This window comes from Streptomyces sp. HUAS TT11, from assembly GCF_051553595.1.
In the GTDB taxonomy this organism is placed as follows: Bacteria; Actinomycetota; Actinomycetes; order Streptomycetales; family Streptomycetaceae; genus Streptomyces.
Window position 1 is genome coordinate 8,550,977 of sequence record NZ_CP196184.1, and the last position, 24,589, is coordinate 8,575,565.

The 24,589-nt window shown below is 71.5% G+C and carries 24 protein-coding genes; 13 read left to right on the plus strand and 11 right to left on the minus strand.

Going from position 1 to position 24,589, the window contains the following annotated elements; translation table 11 throughout:
- Positions 1-111 precede the first annotated feature (111 nt).
- The 3 genes from ACSHXN_RS38470 (at position 112) to ACSHXN_RS38480 (ending at position 3,484) form a co-directional block, all read left to right on the plus strand.
- Positions 112-369, plus strand: coding sequence for a hypothetical protein (locus tag ACSHXN_RS38470; protein WP_355131516.1), 258 nt, complete (start codon positions 112-114; stop codon positions 367-369).
- Positions 370-706: 337 nt separating this feature from the next.
- Entirely contained in the window at positions 707-2,476 is a 1,770-nt protein-coding gene (locus tag ACSHXN_RS38475; protein ID WP_355131514.1) for a SpoIIE family protein phosphatase, read from the plus strand.
- A 174-nt stretch (positions 2,477-2,650) separates the two neighbouring features.
- Positions 2,651-3,484, plus strand: coding sequence for a maleylpyruvate isomerase family mycothiol-dependent enzyme (locus ACSHXN_RS38480; protein ID WP_355131512.1), 834 nt, complete (start codon positions 2,651-2,653; stop codon positions 3,482-3,484).
- An 81-nt stretch (positions 3,485-3,565) separates the two neighbouring features.
- On the opposite strand, the gene mgrA is transcribed toward ACSHXN_RS38480, so the two are convergent.
- Complete coding sequence (gene mgrA / locus ACSHXN_RS38485) at positions 3,566-4,609, minus strand: L-glyceraldehyde 3-phosphate reductase (protein ID WP_355131510.1); 1,044 nt, start codon at positions 4,607-4,609, stop codon at positions 3,566-3,568.
- Positions 4,610-4,828: 219 nt separating this feature from the next.
- Positions 4,829-5,446: a TOPRIM nucleotidyl transferase/hydrolase domain-containing protein gene (locus tag ACSHXN_RS38490; protein WP_355131508.1), complete on the minus strand. Its 618-nt coding sequence runs from the start codon at positions 5,444-5,446 to the stop codon at positions 4,829-4,831.
- A gap of 190 nt (positions 5,447-5,636) precedes the next feature.
- Here ACSHXN_RS38490 and ACSHXN_RS38495 point away from each other — a divergent pair, with 190 nt between their 5' ends.
- Entirely contained in the window at positions 5,637-6,197 is a 561-nt protein-coding gene (locus tag ACSHXN_RS38495; protein ID WP_438305580.1) for a hypothetical protein, read from the plus strand.
- 114 nt (positions 6,198-6,311) lie between these two features.
- On the opposite strand, the gene ACSHXN_RS38500 is transcribed toward ACSHXN_RS38495, so the two are convergent.
- The gene (locus tag ACSHXN_RS38500) at positions 6,312-6,971 is read right to left on the minus strand and encodes a response regulator transcription factor (RefSeq protein WP_355131505.1); all 660 of its coding nucleotides are present in this window, start codon (positions 6,969-6,971) and stop codon (positions 6,312-6,314) included.
- Positions 6,968-8,152 (minus strand): sensor histidine kinase, encoded by a 1,185-nt coding sequence (locus ACSHXN_RS38505; protein ID WP_355131503.1) that lies wholly within the window; start codon positions 8,150-8,152, stop codon positions 6,968-6,970. The genes ACSHXN_RS38500 and ACSHXN_RS38505 overlap by 4 nt, the downstream gene beginning before the upstream one ends.
- Before the next feature lie 233 nt (positions 8,153-8,385).
- Between ACSHXN_RS38505 and ACSHXN_RS38510 the strand changes: the two genes are divergently transcribed.
- Positions 8,386-8,985: a hypothetical protein gene (locus ACSHXN_RS38510; protein WP_355131501.1), complete on the plus strand. Its 600-nt coding sequence runs from the start codon at positions 8,386-8,388 to the stop codon at positions 8,983-8,985.
- Between the two features lie 131 nt (positions 8,986-9,116).
- Here ACSHXN_RS38510 and ACSHXN_RS38515 read toward each other — a convergent pair whose 3' ends face one another.
- Complete coding sequence (locus tag ACSHXN_RS38515) at positions 9,117-9,554, minus strand: squamosa promoter-binding protein 15 (protein WP_355131499.1); 438 nt, start codon at positions 9,552-9,554, stop codon at positions 9,117-9,119.
- Positions 9,555-9,752: 198 nt separating this feature from the next.
- Positions 9,753-12,047: an FUSC family protein gene (locus tag ACSHXN_RS38520; RefSeq protein WP_438305582.1), complete on the minus strand. Its 2,295-nt coding sequence runs from the start codon at positions 12,045-12,047 to the stop codon at positions 9,753-9,755.
- Between the two features lie 353 nt (positions 12,048-12,400).
- On the opposite strand from ACSHXN_RS38520, the gene ACSHXN_RS38525 reads away from it, so the two are divergent.
- Together ACSHXN_RS38525 and ACSHXN_RS38530 are read left to right on the plus strand one after the other, a co-directional pair.
- A complete protein-coding gene (locus tag ACSHXN_RS38525) occupies positions 12,401-12,913 on the plus strand; it encodes a DUF2231 domain-containing protein (RefSeq protein WP_355131497.1) in 513 nt (170 codons plus the stop codon).
- A 140-nt stretch (positions 12,914-13,053) separates the two neighbouring features.
- Complete coding sequence (locus ACSHXN_RS38530; protein ID WP_355131496.1) at positions 13,054-13,464, plus strand: hypothetical protein; 411 nt, start codon at positions 13,054-13,056, stop codon at positions 13,462-13,464.
- Between the two features lie 230 nt (positions 13,465-13,694).
- On the opposite strand, the gene ACSHXN_RS38535 is transcribed toward ACSHXN_RS38530, so the two are convergent.
- Positions 13,695-14,219: a hypothetical protein gene (locus tag ACSHXN_RS38535; RefSeq protein WP_355131495.1), complete on the minus strand. Its 525-nt coding sequence runs from the start codon at positions 14,217-14,219 to the stop codon at positions 13,695-13,697.
- A 251-nt stretch (positions 14,220-14,470) separates the two neighbouring features.
- On the opposite strand from ACSHXN_RS38535, the gene ACSHXN_RS38540 reads away from it, so the two are divergent.
- Complete coding sequence (locus tag ACSHXN_RS38540) at positions 14,471-15,553, plus strand: aldo/keto reductase (RefSeq protein WP_438305584.1); 1,083 nt, start codon at positions 14,471-14,473, stop codon at positions 15,551-15,553.
- A gap of 136 nt (positions 15,554-15,689) precedes the next feature.
- Here ACSHXN_RS38540 and ACSHXN_RS38545 read toward each other — a convergent pair whose 3' ends face one another.
- Complete coding sequence (locus ACSHXN_RS38545; protein WP_356109881.1) at positions 15,690-17,291, minus strand: glycerol-3-phosphate dehydrogenase/oxidase; 1,602 nt, start codon at positions 17,289-17,291, stop codon at positions 15,690-15,692.
- Positions 17,288-17,887, minus strand: a complete 600-nt coding sequence (locus tag ACSHXN_RS38550) for a TetR/AcrR family transcriptional regulator (RefSeq protein ID WP_355131490.1) — start codon at positions 17,885-17,887, stop codon at positions 17,288-17,290. The genes ACSHXN_RS38545 and ACSHXN_RS38550 overlap by 4 nt, the downstream gene beginning before the upstream one ends.
- Before the next feature lie 73 nt (positions 17,888-17,960).
- On the opposite strand from ACSHXN_RS38550, the gene ACSHXN_RS38555 reads away from it, so the two are divergent.
- Together ACSHXN_RS38555 and ACSHXN_RS38560 are read left to right on the plus strand one after the other, a co-directional pair.
- Positions 17,961-19,553 carry an FAD-binding oxidoreductase gene (locus ACSHXN_RS38555; RefSeq protein WP_438305587.1) on the plus strand — a complete coding sequence of 531 codons (1,593 nt, stop codon included), beginning with the start codon at positions 17,961-17,963 and terminating at the stop codon, positions 19,551-19,553.
- Between the two features lie 64 nt (positions 19,554-19,617).
- On the plus strand, positions 19,618-20,496 hold the full coding sequence (locus ACSHXN_RS38560; RefSeq protein WP_356109876.1) for a YegS/Rv2252/BmrU family lipid kinase: 879 nt from the start codon (positions 19,618-19,620) through the stop codon (positions 20,494-20,496).
- 59 nt (positions 20,497-20,555) lie between these two features.
- On the opposite strand, the gene ACSHXN_RS38565 is transcribed toward ACSHXN_RS38560, so the two are convergent.
- Positions 20,556-20,948 (minus strand): winged helix-turn-helix transcriptional regulator, encoded by a 393-nt coding sequence (locus ACSHXN_RS38565; RefSeq protein ID WP_355131484.1) that lies wholly within the window; start codon positions 20,946-20,948, stop codon positions 20,556-20,558.
- 65 nt (positions 20,949-21,013) lie between these two features.
- Between ACSHXN_RS38565 and ACSHXN_RS38570 the strand changes: the two genes are divergently transcribed.
- Both ACSHXN_RS38570 and ACSHXN_RS38575 read left to right on the plus strand, forming a co-directional pair.
- Positions 21,014-21,913, plus strand: coding sequence for an LLM class flavin-dependent oxidoreductase (locus ACSHXN_RS38570; RefSeq protein ID WP_355797111.1), 900 nt, complete (start codon positions 21,014-21,016; stop codon positions 21,911-21,913).
- On the plus strand, positions 21,910-23,217 hold the full coding sequence (locus ACSHXN_RS38575; protein WP_438305591.1) for an FAD-binding oxidoreductase: 1,308 nt from the start codon (positions 21,910-21,912) through the stop codon (positions 23,215-23,217). The genes ACSHXN_RS38570 and ACSHXN_RS38575 overlap by 4 nt, the downstream gene beginning before the upstream one ends.
- Before the next feature lie 100 nt (positions 23,218-23,317).
- Here ACSHXN_RS38575 and ACSHXN_RS38580 read toward each other — a convergent pair whose 3' ends face one another.
- Positions 23,318-23,707 carry a winged helix-turn-helix transcriptional regulator gene (locus tag ACSHXN_RS38580; protein WP_059126286.1) on the minus strand — a complete coding sequence of 130 codons (390 nt, stop codon included), beginning with the start codon at positions 23,705-23,707 and terminating at the stop codon, positions 23,318-23,320.
- A 119-nt stretch (positions 23,708-23,826) separates the two neighbouring features.
- Here ACSHXN_RS38580 and ACSHXN_RS38585 point away from each other — a divergent pair, with 119 nt between their 5' ends.
- Positions 23,827-24,477 carry an FMN-dependent NADH-azoreductase gene (locus tag ACSHXN_RS38585; protein ID WP_355131476.1) on the plus strand — a complete coding sequence of 217 codons (651 nt, stop codon included), beginning with the start codon at positions 23,827-23,829 and terminating at the stop codon, positions 24,475-24,477.
- Positions 24,478-24,589: the final 112 nt, after the last annotated feature.

Below are 24,589 nucleotides of genomic sequence, written 5' to 3' on the forward strand. Positions count from 1 at the left end.
GCACGCGACACGGTGCGTGACGGCACCCGCTTCCGCCTGGACGGGGAGTTGACGAGCTGTTCCCCGAAGATCGGTTGTGCCGGGCCGTCGGCTCCACGGACGATGACCGCCATGAGTGAAGCTGATGCCCACGAGGAAGCCCACGACGGGGTCCGCGGTCTTGTCGAGCGGATGAGTGAACACCATCGCGACGCCGTCCGGCGTCGGGAGGACGAGGAGCTGGCGCACGCGGTGGACGACGCCGCCTTCGACCTCGGTACCGACATAGCCCACCCCACAGTCGGGCACGCCGCGGTCGGATTCGACGCCGACACCGATCTCGCCCTGGACAACGAGCCGCCGGAGCTGCGCGGCCCCGCGGCCGGCTGAGACGGGGCGGCCCCCGGTGACATCGTGCCGGGGGCCGCCCGGTCCCCGTACCGGTCGGGCGGTCGGTCGCCGGGCGGCACGGCGCCCGAGCCCACCTGCGAGGCCCGGTCTGTGCGCGGGCCGATCATCCGGCGAGGGAGGTCCGGTCGTCACACACCGGCCGGGGTACGGAGAGAGGATGGCTACATGGCCCTCAACGACGCGCTGAGCCACTTCCCCGGGGCCCGTGGCCCGGTTGTCCTCGTGTCGCCGTGTGTCCGCAGCCGCCTGCGGCCGGCCGCTTCCCCGCTTCGGGCGCCGACGGGGCGACGGTCCTGCTCCCCGCCGGGCGAAGGCCATGGGCGGCGCTGACGGAACCGCTGCCGACCGCGGGCCCCTTGCGAGCGGCGAGGGCGTGGAATCGGACGGCGCGGTGACGGCGGTCATCGATGCGGACGGCACGGTCGCCGGCTGGACGCAGGCCGCTCACGCCCTGCTGGGCTACACCGCCCGCGAGGTGCTGGGGCGGCCCTTGGCCGGTTTGCTCGCCGCAGCAGACGCCGGTCCGTTCGTCGCGGCCGTCCTGCGGGGGGCCGCCGCGCCGGGGGGCTGGTCGGGCACCGTGCGGCTGCGCCACCGGGGCGGTCATGACCTGGATGTGCAACTGCGGATCTCCAGGCTCTCCACGAGGGACGGCGCGACCAGATGGCTGGCCTCGGCCAGCGACGGCCGAGCCGCCGCCTACCGGCGGCTCATGAGCAGGCGGCTCAGGCTGCTCAATGAGGCCAGCACCCGGATCGGCACCACACTGGACGTCATGCGCACCGGGCAGGAACTGGCCGACTTCGTCGTCCCCTGCCTGGCCGACTACACCACCGTGGACCTCGCGGAGTCCGTACCCCTGGGTGAGGAACCCCTGGCGCGGCTCGGGATGGACGCGGGCCGCATCCCCGTCTTCCGCCGGGCGGGGGTGGCCTCGATCCACGAAGGGATCCCGGAGTCGTTGTGGGAGCTGGGACAGCCGGTCTACGTCCCGTCGGCCTCACCGTTCACGCAGGTCCTCACCAGCGGGGAGTCCTATCTGGAGCCGGTGCTGAACCCGTCCCTCCACTCCTGGCTGGTGAGCGATCCGCAGCGCTCGCGCGTCATCCGTGAGACCGGTATGCACTCCGTGATGATGGTGCCGATCCACGCGCGGGGCCGGGTGCTCGGTATCGCGGTCTTCGTGCGGACCGACAACCCGGCCCCGTTCGAGAGGGACGACCTGCTCCTCGCCGAGGAGCTCGTGGACCGCGCCGCCCTGAGCCTCGACAACGCCAATCGATACACCCGCGAGCGCACCGCTGCCCTGGCCCTGCAGCACGATCTGCTGCCTTCTCGCGTGTTCGGCGGGCCGGCGCTCGATGTGGACTACTGCTATCTGCCCGCCGACATGGAGCACGGGGTGGGAGGCGACTGGTACGACGCGATTCCGCTGACCGGGGACCGGGTGGCCCTCGTTGTAGGCGATGTCGTCGGGCACGGCATCGCGGCGGCGGCCGCGATGGGCAGGCTCAGAATCGCACTGCACACGCTGGCCGACATGGATCTGCCCCCCGCGGAGCTGCTGAGCCGGCTGGACCGCACGGTGGCCCGTCTGGCGCAGGAGAAGGCGGACCACGCGGATCTCGCCGTTCCCACTCTGGCCGCGACGTGTCTGTACGTCGTCTACGACCCGATCGAACGGCTCCTCGACGTGACGCGCGCGGGACACCCCCCACCCGTCGTCGTCGGCCCCACCGGAGAGGCGACGGTGCCCGAGGTCCCGGCGGGCGTCCCCATCGGGCTGGGGATGGGGCTGTACGAGTCGGCCCGCATGCAGATCGCGGACGGCACCCTGATCGCCCTCTACACCGACGGGCTGGTGGAGTCCCGGTCCGAGGACATCGAGTACGGCATACACCGTCTCGCCGCCGCCCTGGCTCATCCGACGCTGCCGCTCCACGAACTGTCCGCGAAGGCCGTCGCCACCGTGCGCACCGGCCCACCGTCCGACGACGCCACCCTGCTGCTGGCCCGCACCCGGCCGCTTCCCCGCCTTCCGGACACGGGGGTGCCGCGGCGCCGGGACCCTCCCGCCCGTCCCTGACGCCCACCGCCAAGAGCGATGTGCCCCCACTGCCGGCGGCGAACCCGTGACGGACCACTTCGTCAGGGTCTCGAGCAGCGCTGCTCCGGCTCTTGCCGCAGGCTGCCGCGGCTGATTGGGTAGCGCGCTACGTGCACGACGAGTGCGGCCGGTACGACGAGGGAGTGCGACGCAATGGATGCGGGGACGCGAGTGGACGCCGAGGGCAGCCTGCCCGCGGGGTTGGGGCGGGCGATACGCGAAACCGCCGCAGACATCGCGGACCTGCTGACCGAGGTCGCCGACACGAACGGACCCGTGCCGAACTCGGAGTGGACCGTGGGAGAGGCCGCCGCCCATCTGGCGCAGGCCAACGAGCTGATGGCCGATCTCGCCGCGGGACGCGAACGCCCCTATGGGGACGGCACGCCCCAGAGCCTGGCCGACGCCAATGCGCGGGCGCTCGCGGCATTCGGGGAGCGCGGCGCGCGACCCCTGGCGGCGATGATCGTGCAGCAGGCGGAGGCGTTCCTCGACGCGGCGGCGCGGGCCGAGCCGGACGGGTCCGCGGAGCGGGTGCTCGTCACGCCGCTCGGGCCCATGGACCGCTCCGTACTGGCCTCCTACCTGCTGACGCACATGCTGGGCCACGGCTACGACCTCGCCCGGGCGGTGGGCCGGCCGCACATGATCGATCAGGCCCGGGTCGAGCTGTGCCTGCCGTTCCTGCTTGCGGCCATGCCCCGGGTCGCCGACGTCTCGGCCGTCGCAGGGCTGACCGCCCGCTACACGCTCCGTCTGTGGGGCGGGACCGAATTCGGCGTCACCTTCACCGGTGGCACCGTCGACGTGACACCCCAACGGCCCGTCCGCTCGGACTGCACACTCCTCACCGAGCCCGTCACGTTCCTGCTCATCGCGCTGGGGCGGTGCAACCCCTGGCTGGCCATGAGCCGCGGCCGGGTACTGGCCTGGGGGCGCAAGCCGTGGCTGGCACCCCGCTTCCCGACCCTGTTCGTCGCGCCCTGATCCGCGTCCGGCGCCTGGAGTCCGGCACACCCCGCCCCCGGCCCTGCGGGTGAGTGCGGGGTGCCTGTCCGGGCCGACCGATCAGGAGAGGCTGCCGAGGCGGGCGCTCTGCCACAGGTCGACGCCCGCGTCGGTGGCGTACTTGTCGATCTCGGCCAGTTCCTCGGCGCTGAAGTGGAGGTTCTCCAGCGCGGCGACGTTCTGCTCCAGTTGCTCGACACGGGAGGCGCCGATGACGAGCGACGTGACGCGTTCGTCCCGCAGGGCCCACGCGAGAGCCATCTGGGCCAGCGACTGGCCGCGACGGGCGGCGATGTCGTTGAGGGCCCGCAGCCGGTGCAGCACGTCCTCGGAGAGCCAGGAGGTGTCGAAGGACTTGTCCTGCGCGGCCCGCGAGTCGGTCGGGATCCCGTCGAGGTAGCGGCCGGTCAGCAGCCCCTGTGCGAGCGCGGTGAAACCGATGACACCGAAGCCTTCCTGCTCGGCCGTGTCCAGCAGGCCCTCGTTCTCGATCCAGCGGTTGAACATGTTGTACGACGGCTGGTGGATCAGCAGCGGGGTACCGAGGTCGCGCAGGATGGCGACCGCCTCACGGGTGCGCTCGGCGTCATAGGAGGAGATACCGACGTAGAGGGCCTTGCCCTGGCGGACGGCGGTGTCCAGCGCGCCCATCGTCTCCTCGAGCGGCGTGGTGGCGTCGAGTCGGTGGGAGTAGAAGATGTCCACGTAGTCCAGGCCCATACGGCTCAGGGACTGGTCGAGCGAGGCGAGGACGTACTTGCGGGAGCCGCCGCCCTGACCGTAGGGGCCCGGCCACATGTCCCAGCCGGCCTTGGTGGAGATCACCATCTCGTCCCGGTACGGCGCGAGGTCCTGCTTCATCAGGCGCCCGAAGTTGATCTCCGCGGAGCCGTAGGGCGGGCCGTAGTTGTTGGCGAGGTCGTGGTGGGTGATCCCGAGGTCGAAGGCCCGCAGAGCGATCTCGCGCTGCGACTCGAACGGCCGGTCGTCTCCGAAGTTGTGCCAGTAACCCAGGGACAGGAGGGGAAGGTCGAGTCCTGAGCGCCCGGTGCGCCGGTAGCGCATGGTGCCGTTGTAGCGCTCGGGGTCCGCGACGTGGTTCATCGGGTGATCTCCGGGTGGTGCAGGGACGGGGTGTCCCGGAAAAAGGGGGAGGTTCACACACTGCCTGGGCGTGATCCTGAAGTCCAATAGTTCCTTTTCATCGGATTCAGCGGTGTCGCTTCTGAATGATCGGTCTGGTGGAAGCCGACCCTGCCCGGTCGACCCTACGGGGGCCGTTCGCGAAGGGCCGGCCGGGCGCCCGGGCGGAGAGTCGATCGATCAGAGACTGGTGAGCAGGCCGTCGAGCGGTGCGGGTATGCGGTCGGAGTCGAGTGCCGCGACGAGCACATGGCCGTAGCGGATCTTGCGTCCCTTCTTCGTGCCGAGGAAGCGCCGCAGCTGCTGTTGTGAGCCGCGGTCCTGCTGTGCGGGCTGGTGCAGAAAGGTCTGCAGGGCCCGCAAGTCGCCCTCCGCCGCGACGAGTTCCTTCACCCGGGCCACGCCCAGCGCGCGGATGAGCTCGTCCTCAAGATCCGCCGCACAGACGAAGAACTCCTGCTCTGCCGCATCGGCCCGCTGCAGGCCGCGGACGTAGTAGGGCCGCTCCGCCGCGTCGCACAGCCCTGTGAGGCGGAGGCCGAGACCAGGTGGACCGAGCAGGCGGGCGTAGCGTCCGACGTTCATCGCGCCGCCCATCGACACGACGCAGACTCCTTCGGCCGCGAGGTTCCGGCCGCGGCCCGCGGCCAGCGCGTCGACCGCCGCGACATCGCTCGGCCCTTCGAGCAGCACGGCCGTCCGGACGGACAGCCGGGCGGCCAGCTCGCGTGCGGGGTCGCCGGGACCACCGGCCGCCCACGCCGTGACCGCTTCCCGGAACGCCCCCATGTCAGCCATGAGACGAGTCTCCGCCATCTCCGGCCGCCACTGCCGGGATTTTCCGCACGCGCGTCGATCGCCGGGGAGCGAGCGTGCCGACGCGCCCCGCCGGCACGCGGGCTTCGATCACGCCGGCCCACCCTCCGGATGCGGGCATGGCCGGCCGTCGACCGGACCCGGACAGGCCCGGGCTACGATCACACCCGACATGGGCGGAGTCGGGGGGCGGGACCGGGTGAAGCGGCGGCTGATGTGGACGGCATGCACCGGAGTGACGGCTGTGGCGCTGCTGACGGGGTGCAGCGACACCTCCGCCGGGGCCGTCCCTCACCGGGCGGCGTCACCTGCCGTGTCCGCGGGCCGGGCGGCGGCCACCGAGTCGTCCAGGGCGGCCGTTGCGGAGCACGTCAAGACGGTCGTGGAGGACCGCCTCTCCGCCGATGAGGAACGGTTCGGCTCGGGCACGGGATCGCCCTGCGCGACCTCGTCACCGGCCATGTTCACGGCCCGCTGCGGCGCTGCGGCACAAGCCACCGGGGCGGATGCCTCGTTCGTCCTGGAGCAGATCGATCGGCGCGAGGGCTTCGCGACTCTGCGTTCCGTCGCGAGGAAGCTCCGCACCGCTGTGACCGGATACGAGCGGCTCGGCTGCGCCGACGCGCCGACCGAAGCGGCTGCTCGGCATGCGTGCCTCGAGCCCGCGGCCCTGATCGCCCAGGGATTCCCGGACCTCCGCAGCGGCGCGAATCTCGGGCTTCGGGGTGCCTAGACGAGCGGGTTTGGTGTCGGGGCGGGTGCGCGAGGTCGAGGAGAGGGCGCTCACGATCATGACTGCTCGGCGTCGCCGCGGCGGTCATCTGTTTCGGGGGTCCGCCCGGCAGGGTCAGGGATAGAGGCCGGCCCGGAAGGCGAACGAGACGAGTTGCGCTCGATCACGTGCACCGACCTTCGTCATGGCCCGCACGGCATGCGTCTTCACGGTGAACGGCGACACGGACAGCTGGGCCGCGATCTCGTCGTTGCCGAGACCGCTTGCGACGAGAACGACCACGTCCCGTTCCCTGGGTGTCAGAGCGTCGAAGCGTCGCAGCAGTTCCCGGTCGATCACCGGCGGCGGACTGTCGGTCATGTGACCGATGAGCGCGGCCGTCGCGGCGGCCGACAGCGCACCGCCACCGCCGACGACCTCGTTGATTCCGGCGACGAGCTCAGCAGGGCTCACGGTCTTGCTCAGGAAGCCATTGGCGCCCGCGCGCAGGGCGGCGAGAACGATGTCGTCCTGGTCGAAGGTGGTCAGTACGATCACCCGCGTCTTTTCGGGCGGGTGCTCCTCGCGGATCCGGCGGGTGGCCTCGACACCGTCGATGCCGGGCATCCGGATGTCCATCAGGACCAGGTCGACGGGGTGGTCCCGGAGGAAGGGGACGACCTGGAGTCCATCGGAGAGATCACTCACGACGACGAGACCCGGGTCGAGCCGGAGCATCGCCCGGATCCCGGCCCTGATGTCGTCCTGGTCGTCGACGATCAGAATGCTGGTCATCGGACGACGGCTCCCAGAGGGCTGAACTCCGCATGGACCCGGAATCGCCCGTTGTGACTGTCGATCGTCAGCCGCCCACTGGAGGACTCGACGCGTTCGCGCATCCCCACGAGTCCGAGTCCGCTGCCCGACCCTGAGCCGTGGGACGAGTGAGCGACGCGGTTCTCCACGGTGACGCAGATCCTGCCGTCGCGCTCGCACACATCCACCGTTGCCGTCCCCTCTCCATGCCGGTAGGCATTGGTGAGTGCTTCCTGAACGACCCGGTAGACCGTCACGCCGACGCTGGGCTCCACGAAACCGGCGGGGATGTCGATGGCGGGTCGGATGTCGAGGCCGATGCTTTCGAAAGAGGCGATGAGTCCTTCCAGGCCGCTGAGTGCGGGCGTCGGCCGGAGCGCCTCGTCGTCACGGTCGTCGTCCCCGAGGCGGAGGAGCGCGAGGATGCGTTGCGTTTCGACGACGACGGTGCGGGCGCTGGACCTGGCCGAGACGAGGGCCTGCCGGGAGGACTCGGCGTCTTCGGGCAGCCCGATCTCCGCGGCACCGAGGTGCATGCTCAGCATCGCGACCTGGTGGCCGATGACGTCGTGGAGGTCTCGGGCGATACGGAGTCGTTCTTCGGCCACTCGTCGGGTGGCTTCGATCTCGCGGGTGGCGATCGCGCTTTCCGCCCGTTCCTCCAGCGTCCACCAGTGCTCTCGATGAATGCGGAGCGCGGCCCCCGTCGCACCTCCCGCCACGGCTGAGAAGAGGGCGGCGGCCCCCACGACCGCGCCGCCGCGGAATCCTCCGAGGGTCATGAACGCCCCCAGGAAGAAAGCCGCCACGATGCCGGTCGCGGCCAGCGGCTGTCTTCCCCTGAGGGTGACCGAGAACAGCACGAGCACAGCCATCATCCACACCGACAGGGGGTCGTGGCCCACCGCTGTGACGGCGAAGGACGCCGCGCTCGTGACGACCAGTCCCGCCCACGGTCTCCACCACGAGAGGGTGACACCGCAGCCGGCGAGGAGCACGGAGAGGGCCGTCGGCCAGTCCGAGCCCCTCAGTGCCGCCGCCACGATCTGGCCGGTGAACACCAGCGCGGCCACCGCATAGGCGACTCGGTGCAGCACCTCGGGGCGGCGGACCCACAGCGGTGCCGCGGGCCCGTCCTGACTGTTCTGCGCCTTGACCATGAACTGATTCTCGTCCACGTGTGCGGCGGCCGTGTACTTCGAACGATGTAGACGGCGAAGCCGCCTCGGTCGACGGGGACGGCGGAGCTTCGGTCGGTGGGGGCGGCAGAACTCATTCCGTCGAGGTGGACGGCAGAACTACTTCGTTCGAAGTACGCGGCCCCTCCCGAAGGCGCTGAGACTCGTCATCGAGGCGACCGTCTCACACCGTCACGACGACACCGGGACACCTGATGACTCAGACCACCTTGACTTCGACAACGTCGACCACGGCCACGACGACGCCCTCCGGGCTCCGAACGCTCTACTTGATCCGGGTCGTCTTCTCCCTGATCTGGGTGGCACTCGTCGTCACGACCTCCGCCTCGCTCGTGTCGACGGACAGGCCCACGGTGATCGCGGGCGTGCTGCTCATCGTCTACCCCCTCTGGGACGCCGTCGCCACGCTCCTCGAGCGTCGCCTGGCCGGCCCCGGCTCCACGAACCGCGTCAGTACCGTCAACATGGGTCTCGGCGTCGCCGCCACGGCCGGAATGGTCATCGCCGTCTTCTCCACCATCGGGACGGCCCTGCTCGTGTTCGGCCTCTGGGCCCTGCTCTCCGGAGCCATCCAGCTCGTCGTGGCGATTCGACGCCGGCGCACCGTCGGCGCCCAGTGGCCCATGGTCATCAGCGGTGGACAGTCCGTCCTCGCCGGTGCCACCGTCGCCGCCACGTCCGCCTCGGCGACGAGCAGTCTGTCCACCGTCGCCGGATACTCGGCCTTCGGTGCCTTCTGGTTCCTCGTCTCCGTCATCGCCCTGAGCATCCGCACCCGACGCGAAAAGCGTTGACCACCGCCGTCGAAGTCACCGCCTCTCCCGGGGCACGGCGTCTTCACCGGAGGTACGACCAGCTGGGAGACATGACCAGCGATCTCGCGCGGCGGCCCGACATCGGACCCGTTCGTCCAGGTCGGGCCGCGTCAGGCGCCGGCTCCTGGCCCGTCAGCCGACCAGTCGCCCCAGCGTCGGTAGAAACCGGCGTCTTCCTCAGAGGGCTCCAGGGGTGCGAACTGCCTCAGTTCGCCGGCCCGGATCATCCACAGGCGGAAGAACGACTCCTCCTGGTCCATGACGAACAGTTGCACGGCGTTGGGCTCCTGCCACGGGCACTCGGCGACACGCTGTCGCAGGGCTTCCAGATCGGCGTGGTTGAGGGCACCGGCCCACACACTGCACTCGGGCCACTTCCAACCGCCCCAACGGGATTCCCCGTCGGTGGTGTGGGTGAGGAAACCGACGCCGGAAACACCTGGCTGTTCACGTCGGGGCGCTTCCTCACGCAGCCATTGACTCAGCGCTTCGACGTTTTCCGCATCGGAGGCGTCGGCCGAGATCATGACATTGGCCACCCAGCTCACGTGGATTCCCCCATCCCCTCGGCCCCGCTCCGGCCGGTGATCGGCAGCGTACATCCCGAGCGCCGACTCCGGCCGGGCTCGGACCGGCTCGGTGCCGTGCCGGCCGAGCCCGGCATCAAGAAGCGGGCGACGGGCGATGTCGGTGAGCGATCTCGCCGCGGTCGTCCCCCGCTCCGGCGGAGGGCGGCCGCCGGGACGTCATTCCGGCTTGTCCACCGGGACCTTCAGCGGACGCGCCAGACCCGCCACCGCCTCGTCCAGGCGCTGCAGGTGCCGCAGCACCCGGTCGGTGACGCGGTCGTAGCGCGGGGCGCCCAGGGTCCCAGGTTTCAGCATGGACGTGATGCTGGGGCCGGTCTCGATGCGTACGGTGCTGCGCTCGTCCCCGACGTGTCCGGCGATCGCCTCGATGTTGGCCACGATGCGTCGGCCTGCGACGCGCAGCCGGGGATCCGCCGCGATCGAGGGGTGCTCGGGCAGCAGCTCGGCGGTCGCCGCCAGGGAGCGGGCGTGGTAGGCGCAGGTCTCCAGCATCGCGACGATGTAGCGGGCGGTGTCCCGGCGCGCCCGCAGGGGCGTGATCGGATGGGTCAGCGGCTGTGTCGAGGCACGCAGGTCCGCCAGCGCCTGGTCCAGGTCGCGTGCCTTGTCGAGGAGGTCGACCGCCGGGCCGCCGCTCAGCTGGTCGACCGCGGCGTCCGTGACATCGTCGAGTCGTGTCAGGACGGTGGCGAGGAGTTCGTCCGTACGGCGGTCGGTGTGCACCGGCAGGACCACCGCCGCCGCGACGATTCCGCAGGCCGCGCCCAGAGCCGTCTCCTCGATGCGCATGACGAGCACGGTGGTGCTGTATGTGTGCAGCAGTGTGTAGAGCAGTCCCAGCATCGCGGTGACGAAGAAGGACATCAGCGTGAACGACAGCGGGGCCGTGTAGAACATCGCGAAGATGAACACGAGCACCAGCGCGAACGCCGTCCACGTGTGATGCCCGACCAGCCCCGCGAGGACGATACCGGCCACCACGCCGAAGACGGTCCCCAGGAGCCGGCGGTACCCCTTGACGAGGATCTCGCCGGTGGAGGCGGTGTTGATGAACACGATCCAGCAGGTCAGCACCGCCCAGTACCAGCGCTGGCTGGAGATGAACTCACCGCCGACGATCGCGAGCGACGACCCGACGGCGACCTGCACGGCCGCGCGCGTCGTGGGGCGCTTCAGGCCGGTGCGTTCGGCCTCCTCCTCGCGGGCCTCCTCGCTGCCGCCGATGGCGGCGTCCTCCGCGTGCAGTTCCTCCCGCGAGCGGGTGGTCGCGGGGGTGTCGTCCGTCTCGTCCTGAGGACCCTCGAGGGCCATCCGCAGTCCGAGCACCGCACGCGAGGCCTCGCCGATCCCACGGAAGACGTCCTGGACCGCGGTCGGCCCGGGCGGCAGGTTGTCCTCCTCCCGATAGCCGAGGAGCCGGTTGCGCACCTGCGCCAGTCCGGTACCCCTGGCCTCGGAGACGGGCTGCAGGAGCAGCAGGCGCAGTGCCTCGAGGTCGCGGCGCAGCGTGGCGGTCGTCCCGTCGTGCTCGGCGAGCGGGCCGCCCGAGGGGAGGGGCGCCCCGGGCAGATGCAGGGTCAGCGTGTCGGCACGCTCGGTACTGCGCGCGGTGAGCAGCAGAAGCCCCAGCCGCTCGGCGGTGATCTCGGCGTCGGCGATACGTCGCTGCACCAGCCGGGCCACCGCTTCGTCGGAGGTCCCCTGCTCCAGCCACCCCTGGATCATCATGGCGGTCTCGTGCAGGGCCGCGGTCCTGGCGCGAGCCTCCTCCAAAGCCTTCTCCCGGTCGTCGGGGCCGGCGTCGAGCAAGGCCACCTGGGCCGAGAGCAGTTGGGCGAAGCGGGCCCGGAAGGCACGGCGCAGCCGGTCCAGGATGCCCGCCGGTGTCTCCGGCACGAGTGCGAACCGCACCACGGCGCTGCTGCCGAAGGCGAGGACGATCGTGCCGCACAGCCCAGGGAGTGCGGAGACCGTCGCACCCACGAACAGGGAGAGGAAGTAGACCTGGAAGCCGATCAGGCCCAGCGCCGTACCGCGGTCGCCGAAGCGCCGTCCGTAGACGGCACTGAAGATGAGTGCCACGAAGAAGATGTCGCCCGCCACCACGTGCGACCTCAGCAGCGCGCCGAGCGAGACGGAGGCCAGCGCGACCGGCAGGCCCAGGGCGAGGGTGACGGCCTGTTCCGGCCGTTCCTTCTCGCGGATGGCGAAGGTCGCGACCATCGCCGCGATCGCGCCCGCCACGAGATGGGACACGTCGGTACGCAGCACCGCGAGGACGGCCAGCGTGAGCGCGATCGCGCACACCGTTCTGAGGCCGGCGGTCAGGCGCAGCAGACCGGGGTCCGATGCCGCGATGCGATCCCACAACTCCGCCCGCACCGACCGACCTGACACCCTCACTCCGCTGTGCTCTTTCCCCGCGTCCCGTCGTGATCTCCTCTCCAGCATCGCACGGGGTGGCAGTCGGTCCGGCTTCGGACGCCCATGGAGCTTGATGCGACGGCGCCGGTTGCGGCTTCTCCGATGCGTGGCCGAGCGCGGCGTCTGCACGGGTGGTCCACGGCATCCCGGCGGGCGACTTCGGCGAACCACCACCGGCTGGAGCTTCGCAGGGCCCGCTGCCTGTGTGGTGCTGCGCGGGGACGGAGCACGTCTTGGGCCCCGAAGTGCGGCGAGCTCGGCACGGTGCGTGCGCTTGCGCCGCACCGTGTGAGCTGCATCTTCACGGCTTGATCCGTTGAGAGGCAACTGAGAGGTGCCTGTGCCAGGCTCGGGCCCCCCACCTCGTCAGGAGTCCCTGGATGCCTCTGATCAACGGTCTGCCCGCCCACGTCCTGCTGGTCCACGTGGTCGTCGTGCTGATCCCTCTCACCGCACTGGCCTTGGTGACGGCGGCGCTGTGGCCGCGCGCCGCCCGGCGCCTGGGTCCGCTGCTGCCGCTGCTGGCCCTTGCCGCCCTGGTCAGCGTGCCGCTGACCACGCATGCCGGCGAGTGGCTGGAACAGCACGTCGACAACTCGGCCTTGGTGCGCCGGCACACCGAGTTGGGTGACGGGTTGCTGCCGTGGGCCTTGGGCGTGTTCGTGCTGGCCGCGGTGGTGTGGTGGACGGCCGGGCGCGCCGCGGCGGAGCCTCGGCAGGGCGGCGGCGCACGGTGGGCCGCGCTGCCTGTGCGGATCGTCGTGGGGGTGCTGTCACTGGTCGTCGCGGTGGGGGCGGTGGTGGACGTCTACAGGATCGGCGACTCCGGAGCGAAGGCCGCCTGGCATGACGCCTACTCGAAGACGGCGACGGGGCAGAAGGGCGACTCCTGATTCGGGGCCCTGTCCGGGTTCCTGTCGCGGGTCCGGTCGCGGAGCCGGGGACGGGGCGCGCTGCCTGTTCGGGAGCGGACCGGGCGGATGGGTTCGCGGCGCGGCAGGCATGCGATGCTGGTAGGAGAAGGTCTCCCCTCATGTCACACCACGCCGCGACCGTGCCGGGGTCCACTTGGGTGGCCAGGTGGGCGGGAGTTCTGCTGTGCCTCGCGGTCGCCGCCATCCATGTGGTCGACCAAGGCGGCCTCACGGCGACGAGGGACCCCCACTACATCGGCGTCGCCTATCACGTCCTGGAGATCGCGGCCGTGGTGGCGGCCGTGTTGCTCATCGTGGGTCTCGTCCGATCGGGATGGTTGCTGGCCGTCATGGTCGCCGTCGGTCCCCTGCTGGGCTACGTCCTCTCCAGAGGCCCGGGACTGCCCGACTACAGCGACGACATCGGCAACTGGACGGAGCCGCTCGGGCTGGTCAGCCTTGCCGTGGAAGGGGCCCTGCTCCTGTTGTCGTTGCCGCTCTTCATGCGGAGCCTGCGCCGCAGAAACTGACGCTGCGCCGCTCGTACGTCGGACATGGACCAAGGACACCGTCTCTCCGGGGGCCGGGACCACCGGAGAGACGGGTCGTGAGCGATCGAGCCGGACCCGCTCGCCTGCGCGCCGGTGCATCGCGGGCCCACGCTTCGGCGGGCCGTGCGGTGCGGCCGCGCTGGGCGGACCGCCGCCGGATCCGGCGGCTTCGTGCCAGCGCAGCAGGTCGTCGCCGGGACGGCAGCCGGTCAGCAGCCTCCGCAGTTGTAGTAGAGGACGTCCCAGTGGTTGCCCTCGTCGGCGTAGATGTTGCCGGAGCCGGACTGGTACTGGGGCGCCCCGTCGCCGCGCAGGCCGATGTAGGCGAAGTTGCCCTTGATGTAGTTGGTGACACAGGTGTTCTTGCCGTAGTCGAGCTTGTAGCCGTTCCAGTGCGAGTAGGTGCCGCTGGCGTGGCCGGTCTCGGTGCCGCCGGTGATGTTGAGCGCGCATCCGGAGGCACGCTTGAGGGTCTGGGCGCCCTGAGCGGTGGCGAGGTTGAGCTGGGCGAAGGAGGTACAGGTCGCGTTGTTGCGGTCGGAGCAGTTTCCGGAGGACGACCAGGTGATGCCGACCTCACGGAACATCGAGGTGGCGGTGGCATGAGAGATCTTGGTGACGGCGGCGGCCTGGGCACCGGCCTGGGCGGCGAGCGCGTCCCCGGCGCCGCCGAGGACGGCGAGACCGGGGACGACGGTGAGCGCGAGGGCCGTGAGGGCGGAGCGGAACTTCATGTGAGGACCTTCCTGCGAGTGGGCCGTGTCTCCTGTGGGGCGGCTGTGCAGGTGGTGCACGCAGATGGTGCCCGAGTTCTACGCGCGTCCGCCAGAGGGCAGAATCAGGCAAGTCTTCGGGCGAATCGGTCTACTACGGACCCGTCGGTGCGCGATTCCATGGCAGTGATCGCTTCCGGGACTCCGGGAGGGGTCGTTCAGGGGCCCCGCTTCGTGGGCCGTAACCACGCGCGCACGCATGGGAGTTGTTCATGCCGCTCGATCACTACGTCACGCTCGGCCGGTCGGGGCTGCGGGTCAGTCCGTTCGCCCTCGGCGCGATGACCTTCGGGGAGGACCCCGGGGGCGCCGGGTGCAGCGTCAAGGAGTCGGAGAAGATCCTCGCCACGTACCTGGATCTCGGCGGGAACTTCGTCGACACCGCCAACCTGTACACCAACGGCCACTCCGAGAAGATTCTCGGTGACTTCCTCGCCGCGCGCCCCGGTCGGCGTGAGCGTGTGGTGCTGGCGTCCAAGTTCTTCGCCAATCTCTTCCCCGGAGATCCCAACGGGGGCGGCGCGGGCCGTTCGTCGATCATCGCGCAGCTCGACGAGACCCTGCGCCGACTGCGGACGGACTACCTCGACCTGTACTGGCTGCACCAGTGGGACCGGCACACCCCGATCGAGGAGACCATGCGGGCCCTCGACGACCTGGTGCGGGCGGGCAAGATCCGCTACGTCGGCTTCTCCAACACGCCTGCCTGGGTGACGGCTCAGGCCCATACGACGGCGCTGCTCAAGGGCTGGACGCCGCTGGTCGCTCTGCAGGTCGAGTATTCGCTGCTGGCCCGCACGGTCGAGGGCGAACTGGAGCCGTTCGCGTTCGACCAGGGGATGGCGCTGGTGCCGTGGAGCCCGCTGAAGAACGGGTTCCTGTCCGGCAAGTACCGGCGCGGCGCGGAGGTGACGGATTCCGCGCGCACCCCCTTCGTCGGCGGCCCCGGCGAGGAGGAGTTCGTGGTCATCGACACCGTCGCGGAGGTCGCCGACGCCCTCGGAACCACGTCGGCGGCCGTGTCGCTGGCCTGGCTACGCGCCCGTCGGGGCACCGTCGTGCCGATCGTCGGCGCCAGGCGTCTGGAGCACCTCGAGGCCAATCTCGCCGGCCTGGAGGTGACCCTCGCCCCCGAGCATCTCCGACGGCTGGACGAGGTGTCGGCGCCCGCCCTGGACTACCCGGCCCCCATGCACGGCGCGCTGCGGTCGATGCTGCAGTTCGCGGGCGCCACGGTCGACGGCGAGGCGTCCGGGGTGTATCCGCCGCTGGTGCAGAGCGATGTGCGGTACTGACCGGTCCGTGTGCTCGCGCCGAGGCGACCCCTTGTGCGGGCGCGTGTACGGGGACGGCGGGCAGGACCGTGAGGGCCGGGATGCCCGCCCGGCCGTCACGAGGGCGCACCTCGTTCCAGGAGGACGTCCGGGCGAGTCAGCGGGCGCCGTCCATCGCCTCGTCGAGCAGCGCGTGAGCCGTGGGCAGTGCGACGGCGCGGTCGGCCGGGACCAGTCCGATGCGGGTACGCCGGTCCAGCAGGTCGGCGGCGTCGAGCGCACCCTCGTGGCGCACGGCCCACAGCAGTTCGGCGCGGGTGGTGGGGTGACCCGGGAGGACGGGGCCGGCAAGGTTCGGTTCGCCCGTGGCCAGGGCATGGACGGCCTCGGCCTCGGTGCCGTAACGGCTGATCAGGCGTTGCGGCGCACGCAGGGCGGCCAGCGCCTGCGGCGGTGCCGCGCCGACCAGCGGCACCGCGGCGGTGGGGGAGGGGCCCGCGGAAAGCCGGTGGGCGGCGACCGCGGCGTCGACGGCGTCCTCGGCCATGCGCCGGTAGGTGGTCAGTTTGCCGCCGACCACGGTGATCACGCCGTCCGGCGAGGTGAGGACCGCGTGCTTGCGGGAGATGTCGGCGGTGCCGTTCGCCGTTCCGGAGCCTGTGGCCGTCGTGGTGTCCAGCAAGGGGCGCAGTCCGGCGAAGGCACCCACCACGTCGTCGCGGTGGACCGGCACGTCCAGGGCGGAGCCGAGGACGTCGAGGAGGAAGCCGATGTCGGTTTCCGGTACCTCGGGGACATCCGGGATGTCGCCGTCGACGGGTTCGTCGGTGAGCCCGACGTAGACCCGGCCGTCTCCCTGCGGCAGGACCAGGACGAAGCGGTTGGTCTCGCCCGGGATCGGGATGTGCAGGCCGGCCGGCAGCGAGCCGAGACGGTCCGCGCGCAGCACGAGATGGGTGCCGCGGGAGGGCCGGATGCGCACGCCGTCCACGAGACCGCCCGCCCAGACGCCGGTGGCGTTGATCACCGCCCGCGCCCGGATCTCGCCCTCCTCACCGGTGAGTTCGTCGCGTACGCGGGCCCCGGAGCGGGTGAGTTCGAGCGCGCGCACCCGGGTCAGGACGCGGGCGCCGTGCGCCGCCGCCGTGCGGGCCATCGCGGTGACCAGGCGGGCGTCGTCGGTCACGCGACCGTCCCAGGACAGCAGGCCGCCGCGGAGCCCGGCGCCGCGCAGCGCCGGGGCGAGACGGCGGGTTTCCGCCGCGGAGAGCCGGCGCGGCGCGGGCAGCGTCGTCCGGGCCGTGCGTGCCGCGAGGCGCAGTGTGTCTCCGGCGCGGAACCCGGCCCATGCCAGGGCGGCCTGCGGGCGGGAGACCAGGGGGGTGAGGGGCAGCACGAACGGCTGGGCGCGCACCAGATGGGGCGCGGTGCGCTCCATCAGGACTCCGCGTTCTCGTGCGCTTTCGTGGGCGACGTCGAACTGGGCGGACGCGAGGTAGCGCAGTCCGCCGTGGATGAGCTTGGAACTCCAGCGGGACGTTCCGAAGGCGAGGTCGTGGGCGTCCACGGCGGCAACCGTCAGTCCCCGGGCGGCGGCGTCCAGCGCCGCTCCGGCGCCGGTCGCGCCGAGACCCACGACCAGGACGTCCACGGCCGAACCGTCGGTGGACAGGGCCAGTTCGCGTCGGCGGCGGGCGGCGTTGAGGGATGTGCCCGCCGGCGGGGCCGCGGGTGTGGGCGGAGTGCTGCTGGTGCTCATGGCGTCAGGGTCCTCTCGAGGATGGTCCGCAGTTCTCCGTAGAAGGCCTCGGGGCTCAGCTCGTCGTCGTCCTCGTCGGTCATGGTCCGCAGGGACAGCGTGAAGGACTGGGCCACCAGGAGGAGCGCCCTGGCCTGGCGTTGGGGGTGGCCGGGGCGTACCGAGCCGTCCGTGTGGCCCGTTTCGACGGCGTCGGCGAGCAGCTCGAGGAGGGCTTCCTGGCTCGCTCCGCGCCGGTCGAGCACATAGGGGAGCAGCAGCTCGGGGTCGACGTCGACGATCTTGCGAAAGAGCGGGTGGCGGCGGAAGGCGTCGACTCCCTGGACGAGCCCTTCCACGATCAGGGTGCGTGCGTTCGTCCCCGGCTCGGGCTCGGGCATCGCGCGGGTGGCCGCCTCGATCCACTCCCGGGTCATCAGGTCGCCGACCAGGGTCCGCACATCGGGCCAGCGGCGGTACAGGGTCATCCGGGAGACGCCCGCGCGGCGGGCCACGTCCGTGAGGGTGGTGCGCCGGACGCCGACGGCCAGGACGCAGTCGCGCACCGCGTCGAGTACCGGATCGCTGTCCGAGGCGTTGTGACGAATAGGCGTCATGTGTCACAGTGTAACGCGCCCTGTGGCCGCGCAGGGCGGTACTTCGTCGAGACGACCGGTGAGGACAAGCACCATGGACATGCTGTGGAGCGGCTGGGGAGACCCGGCCAGGGCGACGCCGCTGCCCGACACGGTGGTCGGGCTGCTGCGCGACATGCTCGGAGTCAAGCCCCGCAGCGCCGAACCCGTCGCACTGGACGAGATCTCCGTACCGGAATCGCCCCTGGACGCCGCCGTGCGCCAGGCTCTGCTGGCGGCGGTCGGCGGCGAGCACCTGCGGACGGACGCGGAGTCGCGCATCCGGCACACGCGAGGCAAGTCCACCCCCGATCTGCTGCGCATCCGTGAGGGCGACACCACCGACATCCCCGCGGCCGTGGTGCTCCCGGCGAGCCATGATGAAGTCCTCGCCGTCCTCAAGGCCTGTGTCGTGCACGACGTGGCCGTGGTGCCGTTCGGCGGTGGAACCTCGGTCGTCGGCGGCCTCGCCCCCGAGGGGCGGCGAATCTTCGTCGCACTCGACCTGCGCCGTATGGACGCACTGCTCGCCCTCGACCCGGTCTCCCGCACCGCCACCCTGCAACCCGGTCTGCGGGCTCCGCACGCCGAAGCCCTCCTGGCCGAGCACGGCTTCACCCTCGGCCACTTCCCCCAGTCCTACGAGTGGGCGACGATCGGCGGTTTCGCCGCCGCGCGCTCGAGCGGACAGGCGTCCGCCGGCTACGGCCGGTTCGATGAGATGGTGCTCGGCCTCACCGTCGCCACTCCGGCGGGCACCCTTGAGGCCGGCCGCGCTCCGCGGTCGGCGGCGGGCCCCGATCTGCGGCAGCTCGTCCTCGGCTCCGAAGGGGCGTTCGGCGTCATCACCTCCGTCACCGTGCGGATCCGCCCCGTCCCGCGGATCCGACGCTACGAAGGCTGGCGCTTCGACTCCTTCGAAGCCGGCGCCGCCGCCCTGCGGCTGCTTGCCCAGGACGGGCCCCGGCCGACCGTACTGCGCCTGTCGGACGAGACCGAGACGCTGATCGGTCTCGCCCAGCCCGACGCCATCGGTTCCGCCGGGGCGGAGCAGGCCGCCGGATGCCTCGCGATCGCGGGCTACGAGGGCACCGAGGAGGACACCTCGTACCGGCGGGAGCGCGCGGCGGCGGTCCTGAGCGAGTGCGGCGGTATCTGGGTGGGACCGGAGCCCGGGGAGCGCTGGGCCCACGGCCGCTACTCGGCGCCCTATCTGCGGGACGCGCTGCTCGACGCGGGGGCGTTCGCCGAGACGTTGGAGACCGCGGCCTTCTGGTCACGCCTCCCCGAGCTGTACTCCTCCGTCCGCGAGGCCCTCATCGGCACGCTCAGCGCTTCGGGCACCCCGCCGCTGGTGATGTGCCACATCTCGCACGTCTACGAAAACGGCGCCTCGCTCTACTTCACCGTGGTCTGCGCCCAGGGTGACGATCCCGTGGCACACTGGGCGCCCGCCAAACAGGCCGCCAACGAGGCGATCATGGCGGCGGGCGGCACGATCAGCCACCACCACGGTGTGGGCACCGACCACCGCGACTGGTACGTGCAGGAGGCCGGACTGCTCGCCGTCGACGCCCTCCAGGCGGTCAAGCGGCGTCTGGACCCCACCGGGCTGCTCAACCCCGGCATCCTGCTGCCGGCCGACTGATCCCGTTCCGCCCACCCGACCACCGTCCGTCCACGATCCGTCAGGCGCCTTCGGAGGCACACCGATGCGACAGTTCACCGCCATCGTCAACCCCACCGCCGGCGGATCCAACGGGGTGGCGACGCTGCTGAGCGTGGCCCGGCTGCTGCGGGAGGCCGGGGCCGAGCTGGAGACGGAGTACAGCAGCAGTCTGGCCCACGCCCAGGACCTGGCACGGCAGGCCGGAGAACGGCAGCGGGTGGTCCTGGCCGTGGGCGGTGACGGCATCGTGGGCGGTATCGGTGGGGCCCTCAGCGGCACCGACGCCGTCTTCGGCATCGTTCCGGCGGGCCGAGGCAACGACTTCGCCCGCGCGCTCGGCCTGCCCGCCGACCCGGCCGAGCTGGCCGAAACACTGCTCCACCACGAGCCGCGCCGTGTCGACACCATCGAAGTGGACTCCGCACGGGGCCGCACCGTCGCGCTCGGCAGCGTGTACGCGGGTGTGGACGCGCTCGCCAACCGCCACGCGAATCACACGAAACTCCTGAGCGGAGCCGCCTCCTACTATGCGGGCGGCCTGCGTGCGGTCGTGACCTGGCGTCCGGCCACCTACCGGATCACCGTCGACGGCGAGGAACTCACGCACCACGGCTACACCGTGGTGGCCGCCAACTCCGCCTTCTACGGCTCCGGCCGCATCATCGCCCCCGGGGCGCGCGTCGACGACGGCCTGCTGGAGGTCGTGATGATCCGCCATGCGCCTCGCCGGCTCTTCTTCACCCTGATGAACGAGCTCAAGACCGGCGCGCACGTCCACCGGAGCGAAGTGCGGATCGTGCGGGGCGCGGAGATCCGCATGGAGGCCGACCGCGACGTCCCCTTCGGGACCGACGGGGAGGTGGACGCCGTTCTCCCCGTGACGGCCAGGGTCCTGCCCGGGGCGCTCGCGGTGCTGTGCTGAACGCCCCGGCGGGCCGTCGCCGCCGAACACGGCCGAGTGCGGCCGAGCGCCGCGGGGGATCACGCCGCCGGGCCCGATGTGCCGCCCCTGCGGCCCGAGCGGTAGCGGCTCCAGCGCGCCAGCGGCTCCAGTGCGTCCACCAGGGCCCGACCGTCCGGGGACAGCCGGTAGCGGATCTGTACCGGGGTGGTGGGTGTGACGGTGCGCTCGATGAGCCCCGCCGCCTCGAGTTCCTTCAGGCGCTGTGAGAGCAGCCGGTCGGAGATCCCGTCGATCACGGCCCGGAAGTCGCCGAACCGGGAGGCCCCCTGACGGGCCGCGCTCAGGATCGAACCCGCCCAGCGGCGTCCGATCAGCTCGAGGGCGTCATGGAAGCTCGGGCAGCTCTCGTCGTGGATGGAGCGGCGCGCGAGGGGCGAGGATGCGGCGGGAGCCGACTCGATGGGGTTCACTTACAAAAGATTAGCACCTTACTCGAAGTTTGGGCGGGTGGCGCGTTCCCCTGCACCGTGGACGCATGACCGACTACGGACGCCCTCTCTCCTTCGGGCTGAGTCTCGACCCCGCCGCCGACGCCGTGCACCGGACCCGGCGCCTCGCGCGTGCGGCGGAGGAGCACGGCCTGGAGTACCTCGCCGTCCAGGACCACCCCTACCAGCCCGGCCATCTGGACACCTGGACCCTGATCACGCACCTGGCCGCGGCGACCGACCGCATCACGTTCCTCACGGACGTCGCCGATCTGCAACTGCGCCCGCCGGCCATGCTGGCGAAGGCCGCCGCGTCGCTCGCCGTCCTCACCGACGGCCGGTTCCGGCTCGGTGTCGGCGGGGGCGGTATCCCCGACGCCATCGCGTCGATGGGCGGCCCGGCGCGACGCGGCGAGCCGATGGTCGCCTTCACCGAGGAGTCGCTGACCGTCATGCGCCAGGCGCTGGCGGGAGGCGTGGTCCGGCTGCGGAGCCCGCACCGTTCCGTCGGCGGATACCGGGCCGGTCCGGTGCCCCCGAACCCCGTCGAACTGTGGCTCGGCGCGCAGAAGCCCAAGATGCTCGCCGTGACCGGCAGGTCTGCGGACGGCTGGATATCCCCCCTGAACATCTACGTCCCGCCGCAGCAGGTGCCCTCCCGCCAGGAGATCATCGACGAGGCGGCCTCCGCCGCGGGACGCGATCCGCGGACGATCCGCCGCGTCTACAACGTGATCGGCGCGATCGGGGACCACGGGGGAGTCCCGGGCCTCGTCGGCGACGTACGGCGATGGGTGGACACCCTCACCGAGTGGGCCGTCGTACTCGGTTTCGACACCTTCGTCCTCTGGCCGGCCACGGACCCCGACCGGCAGGTCGCCCTCTTCGCCGCCGAGGTCGTCCCCGCCGTACGCGAGCGCGTGGCGGCCCTGCGGAGCGGGCGATGAGCGCCGACCCGGGGCCGGCGCCGGCGGAACTCGCCGGCAAGCTGATCACCCCGGAGGACAGCCGCTACGGCCTGCTCCGCTCCACCTACACCACCGTGGGCCGTCCGGCCGCGGTCGCCCTGCCGCAGTCCGCGGCCGACGTCGCCGCAGCACTGCGGATGGCCCGCGAGCGTCGCCTCCCGCTCGCGGTGCGCAGCGGTGGGCACGGGCTGAGCGGCAGGTCCACCAACAACGGCGGGCTCGTCGTCGACCTCGGTGCGATGAGACGGGTCGAGGTGGTCGACCGCGCCGCGCGCCTCGTACGCGTGGAGGCGGGTGCCCGCTGGGCGCGGGTCGCCCGCGCCCTGGCCCCGCACGGGCTCGCCATCAGCTCCGGCGATCACGGCAACGTCGGAGTCGGCGGTCTGGCCACGGGCGGCGGCATCGGCTGGCTCGTACGGCACTACGGGCTGACCGTCGACCGCGTCCGCGCCGTCGAGGTGGTCCTGGCCGACGGGACGATCACCCGAGCCGACCCCGGAACCGATCCGGATCTGCTCTGGGTGATGCGCGGTGCGGGCGGCGGCGCGGGCGTCGCGGTGGCCTTCGAGATCGAGGCCGTCGAGTTGCGCGATGTGGGATTCGCACAGCTGGCGGTGCCGGTGGATCCGGCCGGTGAGACGCTGCGCCGCTGGGAGGCGGCCATGGCACAGGCGCCGCGGGAGCTGTCGACGGCGGTGACACTGGCGGCCCAGGGGCCCTCGGCGACCGCGTTCATCACCGCGGTCGTGGCCTGCGACAGCCCTGCCGCGATCCGCAGGGCCCTCGAGCCGCTCCTCGGGATCGGCCGCGTCATCGTCCGGCAGGCCCACCTCGTCCCGTACACCGAACTGGTCTCGACCGCGCATCTGCACCCCAACACCGGGCAGATGCGGTCCACCACGACCAACGGACTGTTCGCCGAGATGGGTCCCGCAACGGCCCGCGCACTGGTGGCGGCGTCGACAGGACCGCATCCGGTGCTCGTCCAGTTGCGTTCGCTCGGCGGCGCGTCCCACGACCCGGCCCCGTCCGCCACCGCCTTCGCGCACCGCCATCAGCGGACCCTGGCCGTCGTATCGGCGTTCCCGCCGGACGACCGGCCGACGGCCGCCGCCGTCTGGGCGCGGCTCGGGGTACACGCCGACGGCGCCTATGTGAACTTCGAGAGCAATCCTGACGAGACGACGTTCGCGCGCGCCTACCCGGGGCAGACCGGTGCCCGGGTGGCCGAACTGTGGAAGCGCTATGACCCCGACGGGCTTCTGCGGGGGCGGGCCGACTGACGGCCGCCACGGCACACGAGGGGGGAAGCAGGCGTACGCAGCGGGGTGTGTCCGGACACGGCGATACCGGCGCGGGCGTTCGTTCCGCCCGGCGGCAGGTTCACTTCCGGGCCGACTCCACGCATGTTTCGGTGGCTCCCATGCAGGGTTCCGCATCCGGCAGATGCGTCTGTGCCCACTGCCCGAGCGCCTTGAGCGCGGGCTCGAGTGCCGCACCCGACTCCGTCAGCCGGTAGGAGACCCGCAGCGGCGGGCCCTCGTCGACCTCGCGCACCACCAGGCCGGCGGCGCCGAGTTCGGCGAGCCGGTCGGAGAGCATGCGCTCGCTGAGGCCCGGAATCGCCCGCCGCAGGTCGGCGAAGTGCGCCGGCTGGTCCACGAGCACCGCCACGATCGGGCCGCTCCAACGCTTTCCGAGCAACTGGAAGACGCGGGTGATACCGCCGTCCACCTGTTTGCATGCCGCCACGTCGTGACCCTGAGCCGCCATGAGGACAGCTTACTACCCCTACAGGGGATGAAAAAAAGTAAGCTCCTGTGATAGGTATAGCTCTGTACGAATTCTTAGCTCGGCTCGTCCGGGCTCGGGCACGTTCTTTGGAGACCCCCATGGCCACCCTGCTGCACATCGACTCGTCCGTCTTCTCGGGCGAGGCGTCCGCCTCGCGCACTGTCACGGACGCCTTCCGCAAGGCCTGGCAGGAACAGCACCCCGACGGCACGGTCGTCTACCGGGACCTGGCCGCGAAGCCCGTGCCGCACATCAGCGCCGAGTCGCACACCGCGGGCTTCGCCGACCCCGCCACCCACTCCTCGGAGCAGGCGGCCGCCTTCGAGGAGCGCATCGCGCTGATCGAGGAACTGGAGCAGGCGGACGCGGTGCTGATCGGCGCCCCGATGTACAACTACTCGATCCCCTCGACCCTCAAGGCCTGGCTGGACAACGTGATCCTGTTCGGCCGGACCGCGGGCGAGACCTCCTCCATCAAGGGACTGCCGGTCACGGTCGTCGCCAGCCGCGGCGGCTCCTACGCGCCGGGCACGCCGAAGGAGGACTTCGAGTACGTGCAGAACTACCTGCAGGCCGTCCTGGCCGACACGCTCGGTCTTGACCTCGACTTCATCGTCCCGGAGCTCACCATGGCCCCGCACAACCCGGCCATGGCCGAACTGGTCCCGCTCTACGAGGCCTCCCGTGAGCGTGCCTTCGGCGAGGCGGCCGCCAAGGCCAAGGAGCTCGCCGAGCGCCTCGCCGCGTAACCGGCGAGGAGCGGAACGCCGTCCACCGCCCGCGTCACCGGGCGCCGGGCGGCGTTTCCCCACGTCTGTCCCGTACGCCCCGGGAAGCAGGCGAGAACGCTCCGCAGACCGT